Annotated in this window: 22 protein-coding genes and 1 pseudogene; 5 read left to right on the top strand and 18 right to left on the bottom strand. The window is 73.3% G+C overall.

Going from position 1 to position 19,184, the window contains the following annotated elements:
- Positions 1 to 21: 21 nt before the first annotated feature.
- From AB0K10_RS19360 to AB0K10_RS19340, 5 genes are all read right to left on the bottom strand, one after another.
- On the bottom strand, positions 22 to 801 hold the full coding sequence (locus AB0K10_RS19360) for a hypothetical protein (RefSeq protein ID WP_363685207.1): 780 nt from the start codon (positions 799 to 801) through the stop codon (positions 22 to 24).
- A gap of 178 nt (positions 802 to 979) precedes the next feature.
- Positions 980 to 1,630, bottom strand: coding sequence for a GNAT family protein (locus tag AB0K10_RS19355; RefSeq protein WP_363685205.1), 651 nt, complete (start codon positions 1,628 to 1,630; stop codon positions 980 to 982).
- 79 nt (positions 1,631 to 1,709) lie between these two features.
- The gene (gene glp, locus AB0K10_RS19350; protein ID WP_363685203.1) at positions 1,710 to 3,023 is read right to left on the bottom strand and encodes a gephyrin-like molybdotransferase Glp; all 1,314 of its coding nucleotides are present in this window, start codon (positions 3,021 to 3,023) and stop codon (positions 1,710 to 1,712) included.
- Entirely contained in the window at positions 3,020 to 3,982 is a 963-nt protein-coding gene (locus tag AB0K10_RS19345; RefSeq protein ID WP_363685201.1) for a UTP--glucose-1-phosphate uridylyltransferase, read from the bottom strand. Before AB0K10_RS19345 ends, glp begins: the two co-directional genes overlap by 4 nt.
- A 9-nt stretch (positions 3,983 to 3,991) precedes the next feature.
- Positions 3,992 to 6,358 (bottom strand): diguanylate cyclase, encoded by a 2,367-nt coding sequence (locus tag AB0K10_RS19340; protein WP_363685199.1) that lies wholly within the window; start codon positions 6,356 to 6,358, stop codon positions 3,992 to 3,994.
- 85 nt (positions 6,359 to 6,443) lie between these two features.
- Here AB0K10_RS19340 and AB0K10_RS19335 point away from each other — a divergent pair, with 85 nt between their 5' ends.
- The gene (locus AB0K10_RS19335; protein WP_363685197.1) at positions 6,444 to 7,121 is read left to right on the top strand and encodes a 5-formyltetrahydrofolate cyclo-ligase; all 678 of its coding nucleotides are present in this window, start codon (positions 6,444 to 6,446) and stop codon (positions 7,119 to 7,121) included.
- 27 nt (positions 7,122 to 7,148) lie between these two features.
- Positions 7,149 to 7,325 (top strand): annotated as a pseudogene (locus tag AB0K10_RS19330) (FmdB family zinc ribbon protein); the annotation flags it as partial.
- A gap of 14 nt (positions 7,326 to 7,339) precedes the next feature.
- On the opposite strand, the gene AB0K10_RS19325 reads toward AB0K10_RS19330, so the two are convergent.
- Both AB0K10_RS19325 and AB0K10_RS19320 read right to left on the bottom strand, forming a co-directional pair.
- Entirely contained in the window at positions 7,340 to 7,714 is a 375-nt protein-coding gene (locus AB0K10_RS19325) for a hypothetical protein (RefSeq protein ID WP_363685315.1), read from the bottom strand.
- Between the two features lie 702 nt (positions 7,715 to 8,416).
- Complete coding sequence (locus AB0K10_RS19320; RefSeq protein WP_363685195.1) at positions 8,417 to 8,599, bottom strand: hypothetical protein; 183 nt, start codon at positions 8,597 to 8,599, stop codon at positions 8,417 to 8,419.
- Between the two features lie 105 nt (positions 8,600 to 8,704).
- Between AB0K10_RS19320 and AB0K10_RS19315 the strand changes: the two genes are divergently transcribed.
- Positions 8,705 to 9,034: a hypothetical protein gene (locus AB0K10_RS19315; RefSeq protein ID WP_363685193.1), complete on the top strand. Its 330-nt coding sequence runs from the start codon at positions 8,705 to 8,707 to the stop codon at positions 9,032 to 9,034.
- A gap of 137 nt (positions 9,035 to 9,171) precedes the next feature.
- On the opposite strand, the gene AB0K10_RS19310 is transcribed toward AB0K10_RS19315, so the two are convergent.
- Positions 9,172 to 9,654, bottom strand: a complete 483-nt coding sequence (locus tag AB0K10_RS19310) for a DUF2231 domain-containing protein (RefSeq protein WP_363685307.1) — start codon at positions 9,652 to 9,654, stop codon at positions 9,172 to 9,174.
- Positions 9,655 to 9,858: 204 nt separating this feature from the next.
- On the opposite strand from AB0K10_RS19310, the gene AB0K10_RS19305 reads away from it, so the two are divergent.
- Both AB0K10_RS19305 and AB0K10_RS19300 read left to right on the top strand, forming a co-directional pair.
- Complete coding sequence (locus tag AB0K10_RS19305) at positions 9,859 to 10,287, top strand: Fur family transcriptional regulator (RefSeq protein WP_363685191.1); 429 nt, start codon at positions 9,859 to 9,861, stop codon at positions 10,285 to 10,287.
- 47 nt (positions 10,288 to 10,334) lie between these two features.
- On the top strand, positions 10,335 to 11,198 hold the full coding sequence (locus AB0K10_RS19300; protein ID WP_363685189.1) for an oxygenase MpaB family protein: 864 nt from the start codon (positions 10,335 to 10,337) through the stop codon (positions 11,196 to 11,198).
- Between the two features lie 65 nt (positions 11,199 to 11,263).
- Here the strand turns inward: AB0K10_RS19300 and AB0K10_RS19295 are convergent, their stop codons facing one another.
- The 10 genes from AB0K10_RS19295 to AB0K10_RS19250 all read right to left on the bottom strand — a co-directional run bounded on the left by AB0K10_RS19295 (position 11,264) and on the right by AB0K10_RS19250 (position 19,165).
- A complete protein-coding gene (locus AB0K10_RS19295; RefSeq protein ID WP_363685305.1) occupies positions 11,264 to 12,091 on the bottom strand; it encodes a PD-(D/E)XK nuclease family protein in 828 nt (275 codons plus the stop codon).
- Positions 12,092 to 12,228: 137 nt separating this feature from the next.
- Positions 12,229 to 12,843 (bottom strand): MarC family protein, encoded by a 615-nt coding sequence (locus AB0K10_RS19290; protein ID WP_363685187.1) that lies wholly within the window; start codon positions 12,841 to 12,843, stop codon positions 12,229 to 12,231.
- A 41-nt stretch (positions 12,844 to 12,884) separates the two neighbouring features.
- Positions 12,885 to 13,757, bottom strand: coding sequence for a PHP domain-containing protein (locus AB0K10_RS19285; protein WP_363685185.1), 873 nt, complete (start codon positions 13,755 to 13,757; stop codon positions 12,885 to 12,887).
- Positions 13,758 to 13,846: 89 nt separating this feature from the next.
- The gene (locus AB0K10_RS19280; RefSeq protein WP_363685183.1) at positions 13,847 to 15,022 is read right to left on the bottom strand and encodes a hypothetical protein; all 1,176 of its coding nucleotides are present in this window, start codon (positions 15,020 to 15,022) and stop codon (positions 13,847 to 13,849) included.
- Positions 15,023 to 15,105: 83 nt separating this feature from the next.
- Complete coding sequence (locus tag AB0K10_RS19275) at positions 15,106 to 15,945, bottom strand: SigE family RNA polymerase sigma factor (RefSeq protein ID WP_363685181.1); 840 nt, start codon at positions 15,943 to 15,945, stop codon at positions 15,106 to 15,108.
- Between the two features lie 103 nt (positions 15,946 to 16,048).
- Positions 16,049 to 16,924, bottom strand: coding sequence for a PH domain-containing protein (locus AB0K10_RS19270; protein WP_363685179.1), 876 nt, complete (start codon positions 16,922 to 16,924; stop codon positions 16,049 to 16,051).
- Positions 16,925 to 16,930: 6 nt separating this feature from the next.
- Positions 16,931 to 17,089 carry a hypothetical protein gene (locus AB0K10_RS19265; protein WP_007455302.1) on the bottom strand — a complete coding sequence of 53 codons (159 nt, stop codon included), beginning with the start codon at positions 17,087 to 17,089 and terminating at the stop codon, positions 16,931 to 16,933.
- Between the two features lie 115 nt (positions 17,090 to 17,204).
- Complete coding sequence (locus AB0K10_RS19260) at positions 17,205 to 17,882, bottom strand: DUF6758 family protein (RefSeq protein WP_363685177.1); 678 nt, start codon at positions 17,880 to 17,882, stop codon at positions 17,205 to 17,207.
- 81 nt (positions 17,883 to 17,963) lie between these two features.
- Complete coding sequence (locus AB0K10_RS19255) at positions 17,964 to 18,587, bottom strand: RNA methyltransferase (protein ID WP_363685303.1); 624 nt, start codon at positions 18,585 to 18,587, stop codon at positions 17,964 to 17,966.
- Positions 18,588 to 18,640: 53 nt separating this feature from the next.
- Positions 18,641 to 19,165, bottom strand: a complete 525-nt coding sequence (locus tag AB0K10_RS19250) for a hypothetical protein (protein ID WP_363685175.1) — start codon at positions 19,163 to 19,165, stop codon at positions 18,641 to 18,643.
- Positions 19,166 to 19,184: the final 19 nt, after the last annotated feature.

The raw sequence follows: 19,184 nt of genomic DNA, 5'->3' as shown, positions 1-19,184 counted from the left end.
CGATCACGGCGGGCCGACGGGTCAGGCGCCCCGGCCGGCCTCGTAGGGGCGGCCGCGCAGCCCTCCGGAGCGACGGTACGAGACCGAGCCGCCGTTGACGGCCGCCGGCAGGTCTCCGGGGCGGTCGAGGCCCATGGCCGCTCGGCGTACCCCCTCGCGTTGGGCCGCCAGGCGGCGCTGCGCCTCCCTGCGGGCCGCAGCGCGGCGGGCCTGTTCCCGACGGACCTCGGCCTGGCGGGCGGCCAGCCACGCCGCCTCCCGGGCGCGGGCGCGGCGCCGGCGGCGGCCGGCGAGGGCGCGCCCACGCAGGTGTACGACGTACAGGGCGAGCAGCAGGAAGGTGACCGAGAAGCCGATCCAGAAGCCGGGGCTGACGAACAGCACGCCGATCAGTTCGACGACGTTGAGCAGCAGCAGCGCGGCAAGCACCCGGCGTCGGCGGTACACGGCGGGGGTGTGCTGCCTGCGCGGCGGACGACGGCGGGATCGCTTCGGGGCCGGCGGTACGGCGCGCAGGCGGCCGGAGCGGCGGGTCGCCGGGGGCGCGGAGACCGGCGCGGCCAACTTCCCTGTAGTCGCGTCTTCACTCAGAGTGACAATGAGGGAACGCGGCGGGTGGACGGGCTGCCGTCCTGGCACAGTGCGGCGCCGTCGACGGCGGTGGAGCACCCGCGCCGTCGACTGCGCCCGCTCCGCCACCAGCCGCTCGGTGGCGTCGTACCGGCGAACCAACGCCGGGGCCAGGGCGAGCAGGCCGGCGGCGGCGAGGACGGCGAGGAGCACCGAGGTCGGCACCCTCACCCCTCCCGTCACCGAATTCGGAGCAAACGCTCCCCGACCGCAGGATCTTCCACCGATCGCGCCTGAGCACGTAGATCGTCCGGACGGTGAGCGCTTGCCGCAGCTTGCAGTTACTTGAGGTTACGACGCGCCGACCGTGATGCCGCCGCGCCGCGCCGATTCCGTCCGTGGGACGCCGCTACCGCGCGGCGGCGCGTACCCGGTGCCAGCGGGCCAGCAGACCGCCCTCGGCGGCGACCTCTTCGCTCGTCATCGCGTATCCAATGTGGTCCCGCCAGGCGCCGTCGATGTGCATGTAGCGCACGTGGTACGACTCCTCGCGGAAGCCCAGTTTCTCCACCACCCGCCGCGACGGTCGGTTCTCCGGCCTGATGTTGACCTCCACCCGGTGCAGTCCACCAGGGCCGAACGCGTGGTCCACGGCGAGCGCGAGCGCCGTCGGGATCACGCCCTGCCCGGCGACCCGGGCGTCGACCCAGTAGCCCACGTAGCCGGAGCAGAAAGCGCGGCGCACGATGCTGCCGACGTTCAGGTGCCCGACCAACCGGTCCCGGTCGGCCTCCCGCAGGCAGACCGCGAACGGCATCCCCTCGCCCTCGCGGGCCGAACGCCGCTGGTCACGGTGCACCCAGCGGAACGCAGCAGGCGAGTTCAGCTCGTCCCAACTGCCCGGCAGCGACGACTCCCACGGTGCCAACCAGGCCCGGTTGGCCCGCCGCACCTCCGACCACGCCGCCGCGTCGGAGCGCCGGTACGGCCGCAGCAGCACCGGGCCGTCCACCAGCACCACCGGCCAGCCGGGGGCCCGCTCGGGTCCGAAGAGGCTCACCCGCACAGTCTCCCGCGCGGGACCGGTTCCTGCGCAAGTTGACCCACCACGCGTACCGCGGGAGAGCAGACGGGCCCATTCACCGGCGCCGGTCGAGCAGCAGGACGTCCACGGTGGAGCCTGCGGCGGCGGTGGTGACGCGCTCGCCGAGCACCAGCAGCCCGTTCGCCTCGGCGAGGCCGGAGAGGGTGAACGGGCCACCGCGCAGCGGCTGCACGGTGTAACCGCCGCCGCGCCGCTCCGCGACGTGCGCGGGTCGGAACTCACGCAGCCCGCCGGGGGACGACACGGTCTCCAGGAGGTGCGCCCGGACGCTGGGCCGGAACACCGGCTCGGCCCCGGCGAGCAGTTGGATTGCCGGTCGGGCCAGCACCTCGAAGCCGATCAGCGCCGCGCCCGGGTCGCCGGGCAGGCAGACCACCGGCACCTCCTCGGCGCCGACCGTGCCGAACCCGAGCGCGGTGCCGGGATAGAGCGCCACGTCGGTGAAGGTGACCGGCCCGGCCCGGCTGCCCTCACGGCGGGACAGGATCCGGCGCACCATGTCACCGGGACCGGTGCCGGTCCCGCCGGTGGTGATGATCAGGTCGGCGCGCAGGGTCTGGTCCTCCAGCAGCCCGCGCAGTCCTTCCGGGTCGTCGTCGCAGATTCCGACCCGGTACGCCAGTGCGCCCACCTCCGCCGCGGCGGCGGTCAACGCGTGCGAGTTCGCGTCCACCACCTGGCCGGGCTGGCTGCCCCGGCCCACGTCGACCAACTCGTCGCCGGTGGCCACGATGACCACGCGAGGGCTGGGCCGGACCACCACGTGCCCGATGCCGGTGGCGGCGAAGACCGCGACAAGCGCCGGGGACACGTACGTGCCGGCGCGGGCGAGCAGGGTGCCGGCCGGCAACTCCTCACCGGCGCGGCGTACCCCGTACCCCCGTTTGGGGGTGCGGAAGATCTCGACGGCGGCCATGCCCTGGTCGGTCCACTCGACCGGGACCACGACGTCCGCGGCGACCGGCAGCGGCGCCCCGGCGGCCACCGAGAAGCACGAGCCCGGGGTGAGGCGCACCGGCCGCCAGCTCGCCGCGCCGAGGTCGCCGACCACGTTGAGCCGGATGGTCCGCCCGCCGGGCGTGCCGGAGGGGGCCGGGACGTAGCTCGGGCCCCGGCCCCCTCCGGAAATGTCCTCCCAGCGGGCCGCGTACCCGTCCACGGCCGCCTGGTCGAAGGCCGGGAAGGAGTGCGGCGCGACGACGTCCTCGGCGAGGACGTTGCCGTGCGCCTGGGTGAGGTCGAGGTCGAGTGGCGGCAGCGCTCGTAACCTGCGCAGCACGCTGCCCAGGTAGTCGGCGAGCGGCGTCAACTCGTTCGCGGCCGCCTCGGCGTCGGCCGTCGCGGTCATGTACCAGATCCGCCTGCCGCGTCGGCCTTGACAAAGTCGGCCAGCCAGGCACGGAACTCGCTGCCCAGGTCCTCGCGCTCGGCGGCGATCTGCACCACCGTCTGGAGGTAGCCCAGCGGCATGCCGGTGTCGTACCGGGTGCCCCGGTAGACGATCGCGTGCACCGGGACGCCCTCGGTACGCAGCAGCTCCATCGCGTCGGTCAGCTGGATCTCACCACCGCTGCCCGGCTTGGTCCGCCGGATCGCGTCGAAGATCCTGCCGGGCAGCACGTAGCGGCCGAGCACCGCCAGGTTGCTCGGCGCGTCCTCCGGCTGCGGCTTCTCCACCATGCCGGTGACCCTGACGACCTCGCCGATGTCGGTCAGCTCCGCCTCGGCCGGCTCGACGGACGCGATCCCGTAGCGCTTGGTCTCGGCCGGGTCGACCTCGAAGAAGGCGAGCACCACACCGCCGGTGCGGGCCTGCAACTCCAGCATCGCCGGCAGCAGCGGCTCGGACGGCTTGACGAACTCGTCGCCGAGCAGCACCGCGAAGGGCTTGTCGCCGACATGCGACTCGGCGTACCCGATGGCGTGGCCCAGCCCGAGCTGCTCCGGCTGCCGGACGGTGTAGATCTCGGCCAGCTCACTGGGCCGGCGCACGGCGGCCAACCGCTCGGTGTCGCCCTTCTCCTCCAGCCTGGTCTCCAGGTCGGGGCGTCGATCGAAGTGGTCCACCATCGACGTCTTACCCCGACCGGTGATCAGCAACACGTCGCCGATGCCGGCCTGGGTGGCCTCCTCGACGATGTACTGCAACACCGGCCGGTCCACCACCGGCAACAGTTCCTTCGGGACCGCCTTGGTGGCCGGCAGGAAGCGGGTGGCCAGTCCGGCGGCCGGGATGACGGCCTTGACCGCCAGGGGACGGCCGGTTGCGGCGACCGTCGATGAGGGGTTCGCTGAGTGCTCCGACATGCCGCGAGACTATCGGCCACGGCTCTGCCGCGGCGGGTGTGGCCCAGAAGACGCGCCGTCGCCCGGCCCGGGCCGGGCGACGTCGGGGCCGGCCCGCGCGGCGTCCGCGGCGGTGGCCGCCGGCTCGTCTGCCGGATCCGGCCGGGCGTGCGCGGGCCCCGACCGGTTCGATTCCGGTACGCCCGCAGCCGACTCCGACCGGGCGTGGCCGCCCGGCTCCCGCGGGACCTGCACGGGACGGCCGGCACGCGGCAGCCCGTCGGGTGGGCTGACGGCGCCGGCGGGCACCGGTATCTCCCGCGTCGGCACGTCGGGGCGGGCCTCCGCCACGCGGTAGGTGTCCCGGCCGGCCGCCTTGGCCGCGTAGAGGGCGTCGTCGGCGGCTTCCAGCACCTCCCGTCCGGTGCTCCCGTGGTCCGGGTAGACGGCGATGCCCACCGAAACGGTGACCACGATCGGCCCCGCGTACGCCTCGACGGCGATGGGTGTCTCGCGCACCGCCGCGCCCAGCCGCTCGGCGACGATCGCCGCTCCCCGGGCATCGGTCTCCGGTAGGAGCAGCACGAACTCCTCACCGCCCTGTCGGAAGGCCAGGTCGACCTCGCGGATCTCGCCGCGTACCCGCCGGGCGAACTCGGCCAGCACGGTGTCCCCCGCCGCGTGCCCGTACGTGTCGTTGACGTCCTTGAAGCGGTCCAGGTCGAGGGCGAGGACGCTGAGCATCCGGCCGAACCGGCTGGCCCGCTCCACCTCGCGCCGGATCGACTCGCGCAGGTAGCGGTAGTTCCACAGCCCGGTGAGAGGGTCGGTGAGGGAGAGCCGCTGCGCCTCCTCGTGCACACGGACGTTCTCCACCGCCACCGCCGCGTGCCCGGCGAAGGTGCGCAGGGTGTCCAGGTCGTCATCGTCGAACTCGTCCGCGCCCACCCGGTCGTAGAGGGCCAGCACACCGAGCGCCGCGGCCGGAGCGCCGGACTCGTCGAGACTCCTCTCACCGCCCGGGACGGTCGTGGTCGCCCCGCCGAGGGTGGCCGCACCGCCCGGGGTGGTCGTCCCGCCGGGTGTGGCGAAGGGAACCGCGACGTAGGTGCGGCAGCGCGGCTCGCCGGTCGGGACGTCGCTCGGTTCCATCCGGCCTCGCTGCGGCTCGCCGGTCGCGGCCACCGCGCCGACCACGCCGACGCCCACGGGCACCCGCAGGCCCTGCGATCCGTCCGGGTCCCCCGCCGGCCAGCGCCCGTCCAACCCCTCGCCGCACTGCGCGACGAGCACCCCACCGGCCTCCACCAGCAGCACCGCGCCGGCCCGCGCCCCGGTGGCGGCGATGGCGCTGTGCAGGATCACCCGCAGGATGCGTTGCAGATCGTGGGTGCTGGCCAGGGTGTCGCCGAGCACCGCGAGGTGCCCGCGGAGCTGGTCGCGGCTGCTGGTCAGCGCCGCCACGTACGACCCCGTCTCGCGGGTCATCCGGTTGAAGGCGGCGGCCAGCCGACCCAGCTCGTCGTGGCTGCGCACCGGCACCCGGGCGGTCAGGTCGCCGTGCGCCACCCGGTCGACCGCACCGGCCAGCTCCGCCAGGGGCCGGGTGGTCACCCGGGCCAGGCGCCAGGCGGTGAACACGGCGAGCAGCCCGGCCAGTACGACCACGCCGGCCAGCGTGACGTGCAGCATGGGCGGCCGCTCGCTCGGCACCGACAACACCAGCGGCAGCGGCTGGCCCGCCGACGGTCCGATCCGCCGCACGTACCGGCCCTTGGGGGTCTCGGTGACCCGCTCGTCGCTGGTGCCGCCGGCCGCGGCCAGCACCGCGTCGCGTACCTCGCGGGACTCGGTGGTGTGGGTGAACCGGGCGGCGCTCGCGCCGTCGTCGAGCAGGGTGACCGCGACCCCGGTCACCGCCGCCAAACGGGCCACGAAGGCCGGATCGACCAGGTGCGCCGCGGCCACCGTGCCCATGGGAGCGCCGGTCGGGTCGCGGCGGTCGACCCGGGCGGCCAGCGCGCGGACCGGGCCCGCCGAAGCGGTGGCCGGCTCGGAGCAGTCCCGCCAGGGGGTCGGCGGAGCGTCGGGCGAGGCGTACGTGACGCGCCCGTTCACGTCGGTGACCAGCACCGCCGCGGCCAGCCCACGGCCGACGAGCTGGCTGGCGGCGACGGCCGGGTCACCGGTGAGGGCGACCGCGTCGGCGGCGGCACGCAGCTGCTGGCAGAGCGCGTCGACCGAGGTACGCACCGTGGACGCTGCCACCGCGAGGCGCTCGGTGGACCGGCTGCGGTCGACGGCCGTGACGGTGGACGCGACGAAGAACGCCCCGAGCAGGACCGGGCCGAGCACCACCACGAGGAAGGCTGCAGTCAACCGCCCGCGTAGCGTCACTCGGTCCCCCCGGAAGTTCCGCCTCCGTTGCTTGCGATGCTGACACAGAGCAACCGTGGGAGTGGCGTTGCGTCAGGAGTGTTGCGTGCCGGAATTTTCTGATGAAGCGGAAGTGACCCGAGTGACGAAGCGGGACACCCGCGTCGACCTACTCGCCCGCCGCCGGGCCCTGCCCCCCACGGCGCGGGCCGAGGCGGCCGGGCGCGTCCAGGCCGAGCTGGTCGCCCTGGTACGCCGGCTGCGCCCGCGCCTGATGACGGCGTACGTCCCGGTCGGCTCGGAGCCGGGCGGTGCCGACCTGCCGGAGGTGCTGCGGTCGGCGCTGCCGCCCGACGCCCAGTTGCTGCTGCCGGTGCTCCGCCCCGATCTGGACCTGGACTGGGCCGCGTACTCCGGACCGGACGCTCTGGCGGCGGCCGGCCGGGGCATCCGGGAGCCGATCGGCCCCCGCCTCGGCGTGGCCGCGGTCACCGGCGCGGAGCTGGTGGTCGTGCCGGCGCTCGCCGTGGACCTTCGCGGACGACGGCTGGGCCGCGGCGGCGGCTCGTACGACCGGGCGCTGGCGCGGGTGCCCGGCGTGACCCTGACCGTGGTGCCGTTGCACGACGGCGAGCTGGTCGAGGCGCTGCCGGCGGAACCGCACGACCGTCCGGTCCGCGCGGTCGTCACCCCCGCCGACGGGATGCGTACGCTTGACAACGGCCCGGGTACGGCGCACAGTGTCGCGCCCCACACGTCCGCTGGACGAACCCGGGGCGAATGACGCACCATTGGCACTCGAATACGTCGAGTGCCAACTGGCCGAGCCCAGATACCGGAGGAGAACGTGCCCACGTACCAGTACGCCTGCACCGCGTGCGGTCACCAGCTCGAGGCGGTGCAGTCCTTCTCGGACGAGCCGCTGACCGAGTGCCCGGCGTGTGAGGGGCGGCTGCGCAAGGTCTTCAACTCGGTCGGCATCGTCTTCAAGGGCTCGGGCTTCTACCGCACCGACTCCCGCGCGTCCGGTTCTGAGACGACCGCCGGCGGCAAGCCGGCCAAGTCCGAGTCGTCCTCGTCGTCCTCGTCCTCGGGTGGGGATTCCGGGTCGTCGTCTTCGTCCTCGTCGTCCGGTGGGTCGTCGTCCGGGTCCTCCTCGTCCGGGTCCTCCTCGTCCGGATCGTCGTCCGGTGGATCGTCGTCCGGTGGATCGGGCGGCGGCAAGGCGCCGGCGGCCAGCTCCGCGTCCTGACCGCAGCCTTCCCGGTCCGCAGCGAGCAGCGCCGCCCGCCCGGGCGGCGCTGTTCGGCTCAGGCGGCGCTGCCCGGCCTTGCGGCGCTGCCCGGCGCTGCCCGGCGCTGCCCGGCCTTGATCCACTCGGGTTCCAGGAAGTCGGCCTAACCGCGCCGTGTTGATCGCCCGGTTTCCAGAAAGCCGAGTTGATCGAGAAGCGGGGCCTCCTCGATTGCCGCAGCGAGCCCGCTCTCCTGTAGCAGGTCCGGCCGGTCGGTGGGCGTTATCCACAGGCCGGCCGGTTGTCCACAGGCGGCGACGAGGGATCCGCAGTGCGCGCTGTTGCCGGCCTACCGTGCCGCTCTACGGGTGTCACCACGACGGCATCCGGGACGGAGGCGGCAGATGATCACCCGCAAGCTGGATTCCGCACAAGCGTTACGCCCGCTGCGCCGGCCGGTCCTGCCCGGTGGCCGCAGCCTGCTGCGGGCCGGCCTGATCGCCGCGCTGCTCTGCCTGGCCGCCGCGATCCTGCACGCTCCGACGGGCACGCACACTCCGACCGGCTGCCCGGCGACCAACGGCGCGCTCGGGGCGTCCCCCCGGCCTCCGACGCCGTCGGTGATCCACCCCGAAGACGCGGGCCGGGCCCCAGCCCAGCCGCCGCAAGCCCAGCCGTCGCCGTCGCTGCCGCCGCTGCCGTCGCCGCCGCTGCCGACGCCGATCCATCCCGAAGACGCGGACCGAGCCCAGCCGCCGACGGTGACCCGCCCCGAGGACGCGGTCGGGCCGTCAGTCCGAGCTGCCGTGCCGACGGTGGTCCGCTCCGGGGGTGCGGTGTCGAGGTCAGTCCCAGTGTGGGGGGCGTTGGGCGAGGAGCCAGTCGTCGTTGCTGCTGCTCGGCTCGCCCCAGCCGTGGTCGGTGTCGTCCGAGGTCTGCTCGGGCAGCACCACGAAGTCGTCGCTCAGGTCGACGGTGCGGTCATCATCGCCGCGCGCGCCCTGCGTGCCGGGGTCCTCGGTGCTCACGACCGGCAAGACTAGCGCAGGCGACAGCGGTGGGCCGCTCGCCGACCGTTGGCACACGGCTCAGAAGCGACCGGACCGCCGGCTTCGTTGGTAGCGTCGGACGGCGTGACAACCCCCAGCGGCGGCAGCTTCCCGGACGACGACTACTGGCGCCGGCCCGGGGCCGGCGACGGCGCGGCGGCGGACGAACCCGCACCCGCCACCGCACCCACGAGCGGCTACGCGGGTCCGCCCCCGAGCGTGCCGCCCCCGGCCGACTGGCGTCCCCCGGTGCACCTGGAGCCGGCTCCTCCCCGACAGCTTCCACCACAGGACATGGCCGGGCTGGATGCCGCCGAGCAGCGGTCCCAGCGGGTCACCTACGGCTTCGGCGCCGCAGCCGCTGTGGTGCTGGTGGCTCTGGTCTGTTTGCTCTGCTCGCGCATCATCTTCTGAGCGCCTCACCTTCTGAGCTCGCTGAACGATCGGCGCCCAACGAGCAGCGCTGAACGAGCAGCGCCCAACGAGCGGCGCTGAACGATCGGCGCTCGACGAGCAGCGCCGAACGAGCAGCGCCGACGGGTGTCCGCCGATCAGAGGGTGGTGCCCCAGACGGCCTCTGCGCCGGAGTGACCGGTCAGGTAGACGTAGATCAGGGCGGCGAGCGCCAGCGCGACGACCGCCACCGCGAGCACAGGCGTCACCAGCGCCGGCAGCCGCGGCACCCGAGGGTGCCCGCTGGTCGCCACGAGCAGCGCGATGGCCACGATCCCCAGGGGCACGACGATCCGGAACAGGATGTCGCCGTAGCGGGAGTGCTCGAAGATCTGATCGAGAATCTGGCCCTGGTAGCCGCGGGCGACCAGGGCGTCGGTGAAGGCCTCACCGGATTGGACGGCCACGAACGCGGTCACCGGGGCGACGACGGCGAGGATGCCCAGTGCCCAGTCCAGTCGGTGCCGCCAGCGCGGCAGCCCCACGTATCCGATGGCCAGCACCGCCAGCAGCGGGACGAAGACGACCACCGCGTGGACCACGAGGACGTGCACCGGTAGGCCCAGGATCTCCTCGAACATCGACACCTCCAGGTGGATCACGGTGCGGGGACCGCAGCGTACGGACCGCCGATCATCCCCGAGCTCTCGCCCGAAAGACACGCGCGCGACCGCGATCAGGTTCAGCACGGCGCTACCCCGCGCGCCGGTCCTGCGGGCTGTGTTCGTTGCCACCCGGGGCGGACGACGGTTGTCGCTGCTGGTCGTACGTGCTGTCATTGGCGCATGTCAGTTGGCGAGGAGCTGTTGCGGTCGAGGGGCCTACGCGTCACCCGGCCGCGCCTCGCGGTGCTCGACGTGCTCGCCGAGGGTGGTCATCTGGAGGTCGACGAGATCACCCGGCGGGTCCGGGAACGCCTCGACTCGGTCTCCACCCAGGCGGTCTACGACGTGCTGGGAGCGTTGAGCCGAGCCGGGTTGTCCCGTCGGATCGAGCCGGCCGGCAGTCCCGCCCGCTACGAGGCGCGCGCCGGCGACAACCACCACCACGTGGTCTGCCGGGGCTGCGGCGAAATCGCCGACGTCGACTGCGCGGTCGGCAATGCTCCCTGCCTGGAGCCGGGCGTCGCGCACGGCTTCGAGGTGGACGAGGCAGAGGTGACCTTCTGGGGTCTCTGCCCGAGCTGCCAGTCGCGCCGCGCCGCCGACAGCTGAGCCGGCCCACACCGGCGCCGACCAGCGAGCCGTGGCACGCTTGGTCGGTGGACTCCGATGACCTCGGCCTCTTCGGTCCGGGTTCGGTCACGTGGAAGGTGCACGAGGAGCCGATCCTGATCGTCGCCGGCCTGCGCTCGCTCTACCTTCAGGCGTTGCATCCCCGAGCCATGGCCGGGGTCGCGCAGAACAGCAACTACCGCACCGACGCGTGGGGACGACTGGTCCGAACCGCCACCTACGTGGCTACCACCGTCTACGGCACGACGGCCGAAGCGGAGCAGGCGGGGGCGCGACTGCGTCGCCTGCACGCGCGGCTGCGCGCCACCGATCCCGGCACTGGCGAGGAGTTCCGGATCGACGACCCGGCCCTACTGCGCTGGGTGCACGTCACCGAGGTGGAATCGTTCCTCAGCACGGCCCGGCGGGCGGGTCTGCCGCTCACCGACGACGAGGTGGACGGCTACTACACCGAGCAGCGCCGTTCGGCCGCCCTCGTCGGGCTGGACCCAGCCACGGTGCCGGGCACCGCTGCCGAGGTGGAGGCGTACTACCGTGCCGTACGGCCGGAGCTGCGGATGACCCGGGAGGCCGCCGAGACGGCGCTCTTCCTCACCGCTCCACCGCTGCCATGGAAGCTCAGCCTGCCGGCCCGGCTGGGCCTCACCCTCGGCCCGCCGCGCTGGGCGTACCTGGGGATCGCCGGCACCGCGCTCGCGCTGCTGCCCCCGTGGGCCCGACGGATGTACGGCGGGTTGGGGCTGCCCACCACCGAGTTGTCGGCGGACCTCACCCTGCGTGCCCTGCGCCTGGCGCTCGGGGCGGTGCCGCGCCGCTACTTCGAGGGGCCGCTGCTGCAGGCCGCCAAGGAGAGGGCCGAACGGCACGCCGCGACCCCACTGGCAGGCTGACCGATCCCGCCCGGCCGGGAATCACATGCGGGCCGGCGCCCGAGGGCAGGTGCGGGCGGGCCGCGTCAGCCCTCGACGGACCGGTCCACGGCCGCCCACGGCTCCTTGCCAGGTGTCTGTGCCCCGGTTGGGCAGTGCCGCCGGTAGTCGCACCAACCGCAGCGCGGGCCGGGCGACACGGGGAACGCCTCGTCGGCGTCGCCGCCGTCGGCGACCGCCCGCTCGGCGGTCATGATGTCGCGGGCCGTGTCCTCGGCTCGGGTCAACTGGCGGGCCAGCGACTCGACGGTGTGATCGTGGCCGGCGACCGTGCCGGTCGGCAGGTGGTGCAGCTCCACCCGGCGGCACGGTCGGCGGAACACCCGCTCGGCCGCGTACGCGTAGAGCGCCAGCGCCTGCGAGCCCCGGGCGTCGTCGGTGTCCAGCCCGGTGCGGCCCGTCTTGTAGTCGACGATGACCAGCTCCGGGCCCTCCGGCCCGGGCCGCGAGTCGATGCGGTCGGCGCGGCCGTTGAAGGCCAGCACCGCGGTTTTGACCGCCACCACGCGCTCGACACCGAGCGGGTCGGCCTCCGGTTCCAACGTCTCGACGTACGCCTCAAGCCAGCCCAGCGCTCGCCGATAGGCGGCCCGCTCCTGCTCGTCGTCGCGGTAGCCCTCACGGACCCAGGTGCCCTTGAGCAGGGTGGCCAGCGCCTCGGGGCGACGGCGGTCGGCGGGCAGCGCATACCAGTTCTTCAGGGCGGTGTGCACGCTGGCGCCGAGCGAGTTGTGCGCCCACGGCGGGCCCTTCGGCGGTGCCGGTCGGTCGACGTAGGAGTAGCGGTAACGGCGCGGACAGTCCGCGTACGCGCCGAGCTTGCTCGGGGTGCAGACGAACAACCGTTCCGGCATCCCCTCGAAGCCGAGCTGCTCGGCGGCACCGGGGCGCTGCTGAGGGGCCCGACCGCCCGCGGCGGATCGTCCGGCTGAAGAGGCTCGTCGCACGCCTGCGATCCTGCCATCCCCCGCCGACATTTCCGGTGTGCCGGTCAGGCCATGTTCACGTACTGCCTGACGAAGGCCGCCACCGCGTCGGCGATGAGCTGGACGGCGATCGCGGCCAGGAGCAGGCCGGCGATCCGGGTCAACACCTCGATGCCGCCGGGGCGGAGGATCTTCACGATGCCGCCGGAGAAGCGCAGCACGATCCAGACCGCGACCATGACGGCGAGGATGGCCACGGCGATGGCGGTGAAGTCGCCCAGCCCGTCGGCCTGCTGGACGAAGAGCATGGTCGCCACGATGGCACCCGGGCCGGCCAGCAACGGGGTGCCCAGCGGCACCAGCGCGATGTTCGAGGTGACCTGCTGGCTGGGATCGTCGGCCTTGCCGGTCAGCAGTTCCAGTGCGACGAGGACGAGCAGCAGCCCACCGGCGGCCTGCAGTGCGGGCAGGTCCACGTGCAGGTAGTCGAGCAGGGTCTGCCCGGCCACCGCGAAGATCACGATTACGCCGAGGGCCAGCGCGACGGCCTGCCAGGCCGCTCGGTTGCGGTCCCGTGCGGGCAGCGGCCCGGTCAGCGCCAGGAAGATCGGCATCATGCCCGGCGGGTCGGTGATCACCAGCAGGGTCACGAAAACCTCGCCGAACAGCTTCAGATCCACGTGATCAACCTAGTCGCGCCCCGGTGGGCGAAATACGCGGATCAGCCCGAAGCGACCTCGGTCACCCCGGCGGCGACGATCCGCTCGTACGCCTCGACGCCTGTGGTGAACGCGCCGAGCCGGACGCTCTTGTGGGTTCCGTGGAAGTCCGAGGAGCCGGTGACCAGCAGGCCCAGCTCGGCGGCGAGCGCGCGTACGTGCGCCTGCTCGGTCGGGCTGTGGTCCTCGTGGTCGGCCTCCAGGCCGGCCAGCCCGGCGGCGGCCAGCTCGGCGATCAGCTCGTCGGGCACCACCCGCCCGCGTCGGGTTGCGCGCGGATGGGCGAAGACCGGTACGCCCCCGGCGGCCCGGACCAGCCGGACCGCGCGAAAGACGTCGATGTCCTCCTTCGGCAGCCGGTACCGCTTACCCAGCCAGTCCGGGCCGAACGCCTCGCGGGTGTCGGCGACCAGTCCGGCACGGATCAGCGCCTGCGCGATGTGCGGGCGGCCCACCGTGCCGCCGCCTGCCCCGGACAGGATTTCCGGCCAGCTCACGTCGATGCCGTCGGCGCGCAGCAGCGCCACGATCCGCTCGCCGCGCTCCTCGCGGGCGGCCCGCACCCGGGCCAGCTCGGCGACCAGCTCCGGGTGGTCCGGGTCGAACAGGTACGCCAGCAGGTGCAGTGGCACCGCCGGCTGCGGGCCGGACCAGTGGCAGGACAGCTCGGCGCCCCGGATCAGGCGCAGACCCGGCGGCAGCGCCCGCACGGCCGGCGCCCAACCGGCGGTGGTGTCGTGGTCGGTGATGGCCAGCACGTCCAGACCCGCATCGGCGCCGGCGCGGACCAGTTCGGCCGGGCTCAGCGTGCCGTCGCTGGCGGTCGAGTGGGCGTGCAAGTCGATCCGCGGCGCGGGGCCGGTACGCGAGGTCACCTCCCGACGCTACCGAGCAGACCCGAAGCTGGCTCGCGTAGGTGCCGGCCAGCCGTAGGGGCGACCCCTGGAAGAGCTGCGGGCCTCACTCAGGGGCCGGTGACCAGGACCGGCCGGTCACCGGGCTGAAGGCCGGCGACGGGCACCGGCTCGGCCGGTTGCCCGGCACGCACCCGTTCGATGTCGACCTGGACCAGCTTGCCTGCGCTGTCGACGTAGGAGACGTCCGTTCCGGTCGTCCAGGCGACAGCGCCACTCAGCGTGGGGCCGGCCGGCACGGCGTTCAGCGTCGTCCCGAGCCGCTGCAGGTCGACCAGGAGAGCGCGGTCGCTCGCGCCGACCTTTCCGTTCACCAGGAGCCATCGCCCGTCGTCGGACACGCCGCCCGCGCCGTCCAGGCTCAACTGTGTGCCGCAGGCGGTGCGTACCGGTTTCAGAGCCCGCTTCGGGTCGAGTGCTGCCAGGCAGGTCCCGGCGGGCCCGCTCGCGGACACCTGACCGATCAGCCGCCCGTCGGGCAGCGCACCGTAGACGTTCAGGGTGCCCCGCTCGAACACCGGGACCAGCTCCCCCGCGCCGGGCCGCCACAGGGCGTGGGCCGGCCCGTTCCGGTCGAGCCGGATCAGCACGCTGTTCCCGACGAATCGGACGGGTTCCGCGCCGTCCGGGACCGGCGTACGCACCGTGCCGATGAGCTGGGTGCCGACCACTCCCGCCACGAGGAGGTCCTTGCCGTCCCGCCAGGCGACCTGGCTGGCGTCGGGCGCGAGGACGATCTGACCCGCACCGGCCAGCAGCACCTGCACCAGGCCGTCGTCCTGCGCCACCCAGAGGGAACGGCCGGCGGTGGTCGGAGCACCGACCACCAGCAGACCGGCGCCGCTGGGCAGGCTGTGGGCGCGTTCGGCGGGGCCGACGCTGGGCAGCGCCAACCGCTTGCCGTCGGGGTTGATCAGGGTGCCGTCGAGGAGCAGGCCGGCAGGTGTTCCGGGCGACGGCGGGGGTGGGGCAACGGTGGCCGAGAGGAGCGGCCGGACCGACAGGTCCGGATCGCCGATCACGACTGTGGGCGAGCCCTCCCGGCCGGTCTCGTCGGCGAGCTGCGTCATGCCGACGCCGATCAGCACGGTGGTGACCATTCCGAGCGCGACACCGACACTGGCACGCCGGCGCCGGATCCGACTGGCCCGGCGGATGGCCTGACCGGCCGGGTCGGCGGTCAATGGAGGGGTGACGGCAACCTGGTGCGAGAGAGTCTCCCGCACCGCACCTTCCAGCTGGTCACGTCGCACCTGGTTAGGACGCTGCGGACCGCCCGTCAGGTTGTCGGGCCGCCGCGGGAATGCGCTCACTGCTGGTCTCCGGCGCCAGTGCCGACGGGCACGGCCGCCGGAGCGGTAGGCAGCTCGACCGCCGGTGCGATCGGGCGGGGCGCGGATGGGCCGGGTGCGACCGCCCCCGGCTCGGCCCGAGCGGCCGCCGGACGCGGCGTCGCCGCGGAACGACCCCCCGGAACCCTCCCGGCAGAACCAGGTCGGGCAGCGTCGGTGCCCCCGCCGGCTCCGGCAGCGTCGCGACCCCGGCCGGAGAGAGCGGCGTCACGGGGCCGACCCGAGGAGGCGGCGTCACGGGCCCGACCCGAGAGGGCGGTGTCGGTGCCCCGATTCGCGCCGGGGGCGTCGATCAGGTCCGGGGTGGCGGTGCCCATTCGTCGGCGCAGCGTGGCCAGCGCCCGGAAGGCCTGGCTCTTCACCGTCCCCGGCGAGATGTCCAGCAGCGCGGCCGTCTGGGCTTCCGACATGTCCTCGTAATAGCGCAGGACGAGCACCGCCCGCTGCCTGCTGGGCAGCTCCCTGAGGTGCCGCCACAGCAGGTCGCGATCGAGCTGCTGCTCGATCTCGTCGACGCCGGGTCGTTCGGGTAGCACCTCGGTGGGGCGCTCACCGTGCCAGCGCCGACGCCACCAACTCGTCGAGGTGTTGACCATCACACGCCTGGCGTACGGCTCGACCGCCTCGATCCCACCGAGCCGCTTCCAGGCGAGGTAGGTCTTGGTCAGCGCCGTCTGGAGCAGGTCCTCGGCCGTCGCCCAGTCGCCGGCGAGGAGATAGGCGGTTCGGAGCAGGGCGGCGGAGCGAGCCGCGACGAACTCGCGAAACTCCTCCTCCAACGGGTCCCTGCTCGCCACCGCACACCTCCGCACCCATACCGTCCTGGCAGAGTGCCACGTCAGAGGCGTTCCGGTCCATGACGAAAGGTGTGCACTTGCTCCGATGTTCGGACGAAAACTTTCACGCCCCGTCGTCGGCCTTGGCCTCGTCGGCCTCCTTGCCCAACCGCGCCTCGACCGCCTGCGGCTCGTACATCTCTTCCACGACTCGCAGGTAGAGCTCGTTCGGGTTGGGCAGATTCTTGACCTCGCGCAGCGCCTGCTCCTGGCCGGCGGACTCCAGGACGAAGGTGCCGTAGTTGAGCGCGCGGCCGGTCGGGGTCTGCTCGTACTTCATGTCGGTGACTCGGACCAGCGGCATCATGGCCACCTTGCGGGTGACGATGCCGTTGACCACCATGACCCGTTTGTTGGTCAGGATGAACCGGTCATACCACCAGTCGGCGACCTTCCAGGCCACCCAGCCCATGACGGCGAACCAGAGCAGCACCGCGATGGTCGTCAGCGCCCCCACGTTGTTACCGGCGAGGAAGCCGGACAGGTAGCCGAGCACGAACGTCGCCGCGACGCCGATCAGGAGCGGGTTGGTGAGGTGGATCCAGTGCCGCTTCCACTCGCCCCGGTAGCGCTCGGTGGGGAAGAGGTAGCGGGCGACAAGCGAGCTGGGCTCGTCCTCCAGCGGAAGCACCCGCCGGGGAGTCGCCCCCGTCGCGTCGGCACGAAGCCCCGCCAGCTCGTCCTCGGAGATCTGCGGTGGCTGGTAGGCCGCCTCGGGATCACGGATCCAGCCCCGGCCGGACCGCCCTTCGCCGGCATAGCCGGGCCCGTCGCCGTAGCCGACGTCGTCCGAAAGGGACGGCCCGTCGGACAGGCCGGGACCGGCTCCGTAGCCCGGGCCGTCATCCGGCCCGATCCGCGGGATCGGCTCGGTGTCGCGCTCGCGACGTTCCCGGTCAGGATCGTCCGGGTCGAAGGGTGGACCGGAGGGGCTGCCCATCGCCGGTTAGGCGACGAGGCTTGTGAAGAAGTCGCCGAATCCCTGGGCGATGTCCATGATCCCGCCGCCCAGAGACTTGAACACATCAGCCGCAGAGTTTGGCCGATAGGCGACGAAGAAGATCAAGAATGCGATTCCGGCCCAGGTGAGGACCTTCTTGACCATGGCGGGCCATCCTCTCGCGCGGCGCCGGGTCCCATTACCGCAGCGGCACCCAGAGTATCAGTGTGGTGTCGTACAGTGAAGATCTGCGTCCGTTCTCCGTCAAACCGAAAGGTTGTCAAGCCCTCCCGGACAGGTACGGGGACGGTGCGCCGTACACGAGCTCGGGCGGAGTCCACTCGGTCAGGTCGTGCAACACGACCTCTTCCGCGAGGAGATGACCCGCGCTCGCCGGCCAGGCTATCGCATGTAGCCACATTCCCCGAGCCTCGCCGGCGTACGCGCTTCGATCCGTCGGAGAATTAACCAACCACAGTGGAGTCGGGTGCCCGCCGACCCGGATCCTGGCCTGCCCCACGTGCTCGGGGTGCCCCGGACCGGGGTCGGTCAGCGCGTCGACCAGTTCCGGCCCGGGATCGGGGCCGGCCAGACCGGCGAGTCGGGTGCCCAGACCGACGCCCGGCTCCTCGGCCACGAAGACCAGATCCGCCGGCCCGTCGTCGAGCGGCGCCGGCCCCGCGCAGGCCACGGCCGTCGCCCGCACCCCCGTGCGGTCGTCACCGGCGTACGCCACTCCGGTGAGGGTCCAACCGGGCGGTAGCGGCCATGGGCACCACAGCGGCGTCCCCGGTGGACCCTCGGCCGCGGTGATCCGCTCCACCACGCTCGCGATGATCTCCGCTCCGATGTGTTCGGGCACGTGCAACGGCGGCACGGGACCGCAGCGCAGGCACCTCGACTCGGTGTGCATCAGATCCGGCGCCCGTACCGGGCCCCCGCATCTCGGACAACTCACCGCGACACTCACAACTCCACCGTCACCCCGCAACGCCGACACGTCAAGCCGGAACGTCCGATTCGGCCGATGGGGCGAGGGTCAGTCCGGCGGCGGACCGGCGTGGGCACGGATCCACGCGTGCATGGCGATTCCGCTGGCCACACCCGCGTTGATGGACCGGGTCGAGCCGTACTGGGCGATCGAATAGAGCTGAGCGCAGGCGGCGCGGGCGGGCTCGGAGAGGCCGGGCCCCTCCTGGCCGAAGAGCAGCACGCAGTCCCTCGGCAGGGTGCCGGTCTCCAGCGGGCGGGAGCCGGGCAGGTTGTCGATGCCGAGCACGGGCAGGCGCCGCCCCGCCGCCCAGTCGACGAACTCCTCGATCGTCTCGTGGTGACGGACGTGCTGGTAGCGGTCGGTCACCATCGCGCCGCGCCGGTTCCACCGTCGCCGTCCGACGATGTGCACCTCGGCGGCGTTGAAGGCGTTGGCGTTGCGTACCACCGTGCCGATGTTGAAGTCGTGCTGCCAGTTCTCGATGGCGACGTGGAAGCCGTGTCGGCGCCGGTCCAGGTCGGCGACGATCGCCTCGTGCCGCCAGTAGCGGTAGCGGTCGACCACGTTGCGCCGGTCCCCCTCGGCCAGCAACTGCGTGTCGTAGCGCGGGTCCTCGGGCGGGTCCCCCGGCCAGGGGCCCACGCCCACCTCAAGCTGGTCGTCGGTCACGGTCATCAGAGGGTACGGACCGTCGCGGCGTCCGCTGCGGCGGCCCGCCGACCTCAGCCCAGGCCGAGCGCGTCACCCAGCCGGTCCAGGAAGCGTCGGTCGGCGGGGCTGGCCGGGCGTCCGTCGGGGCCGGGCACCGCCCGGCACACGCGGGCCGCGACCGACTGCACCCATTGGCGGTACGCGGCCGAGTCGGCGGGGTCGGCGCGCTGATGCAGGACCCGAACCGCCGCCCGGCACGCGACCAGCAGGTCCACCAGGTCGGTGAGCCGCTCGGCGGGTGCCGGGGCACCGTCGTGGCGGGCGTAGATCGCGGCGACGACGGCACGGACCAGATCGCTGTCGAACCCCCGGCCGGCGGCCACCGCGTCCAGGCCGGCCAGGCCCGCCAGCACACCCCGTTCCGGGCGGCCGGCACCGGGCGCGGCGGCGGCCACGAGCACCCGAGCGGGCAGGCTGGTGAGCAGGTCCCACTCGGCGGCGGAGTAGACGGCGGTGGTCAAGGGTGCGGCGCGGCGGCCGGCAGAGGGCGGCTCTCCAGCGACGGAGTGGCTCATCGGAACCTCCGGCGCCAGCATAAGCCCCGAAAGGGTGACC

This window comes from Micromonospora sp. NPDC049274 (assembly GCF_040678875.1).
GTDB lineage: Bacteria > Actinomycetota > Actinomycetes > Mycobacteriales > Micromonosporaceae > Micromonospora.
The sequence above is the reverse complement of the archived record's forward strand: the minus strand, read 5'-3'. Positions and strand labels throughout refer to the sequence as shown.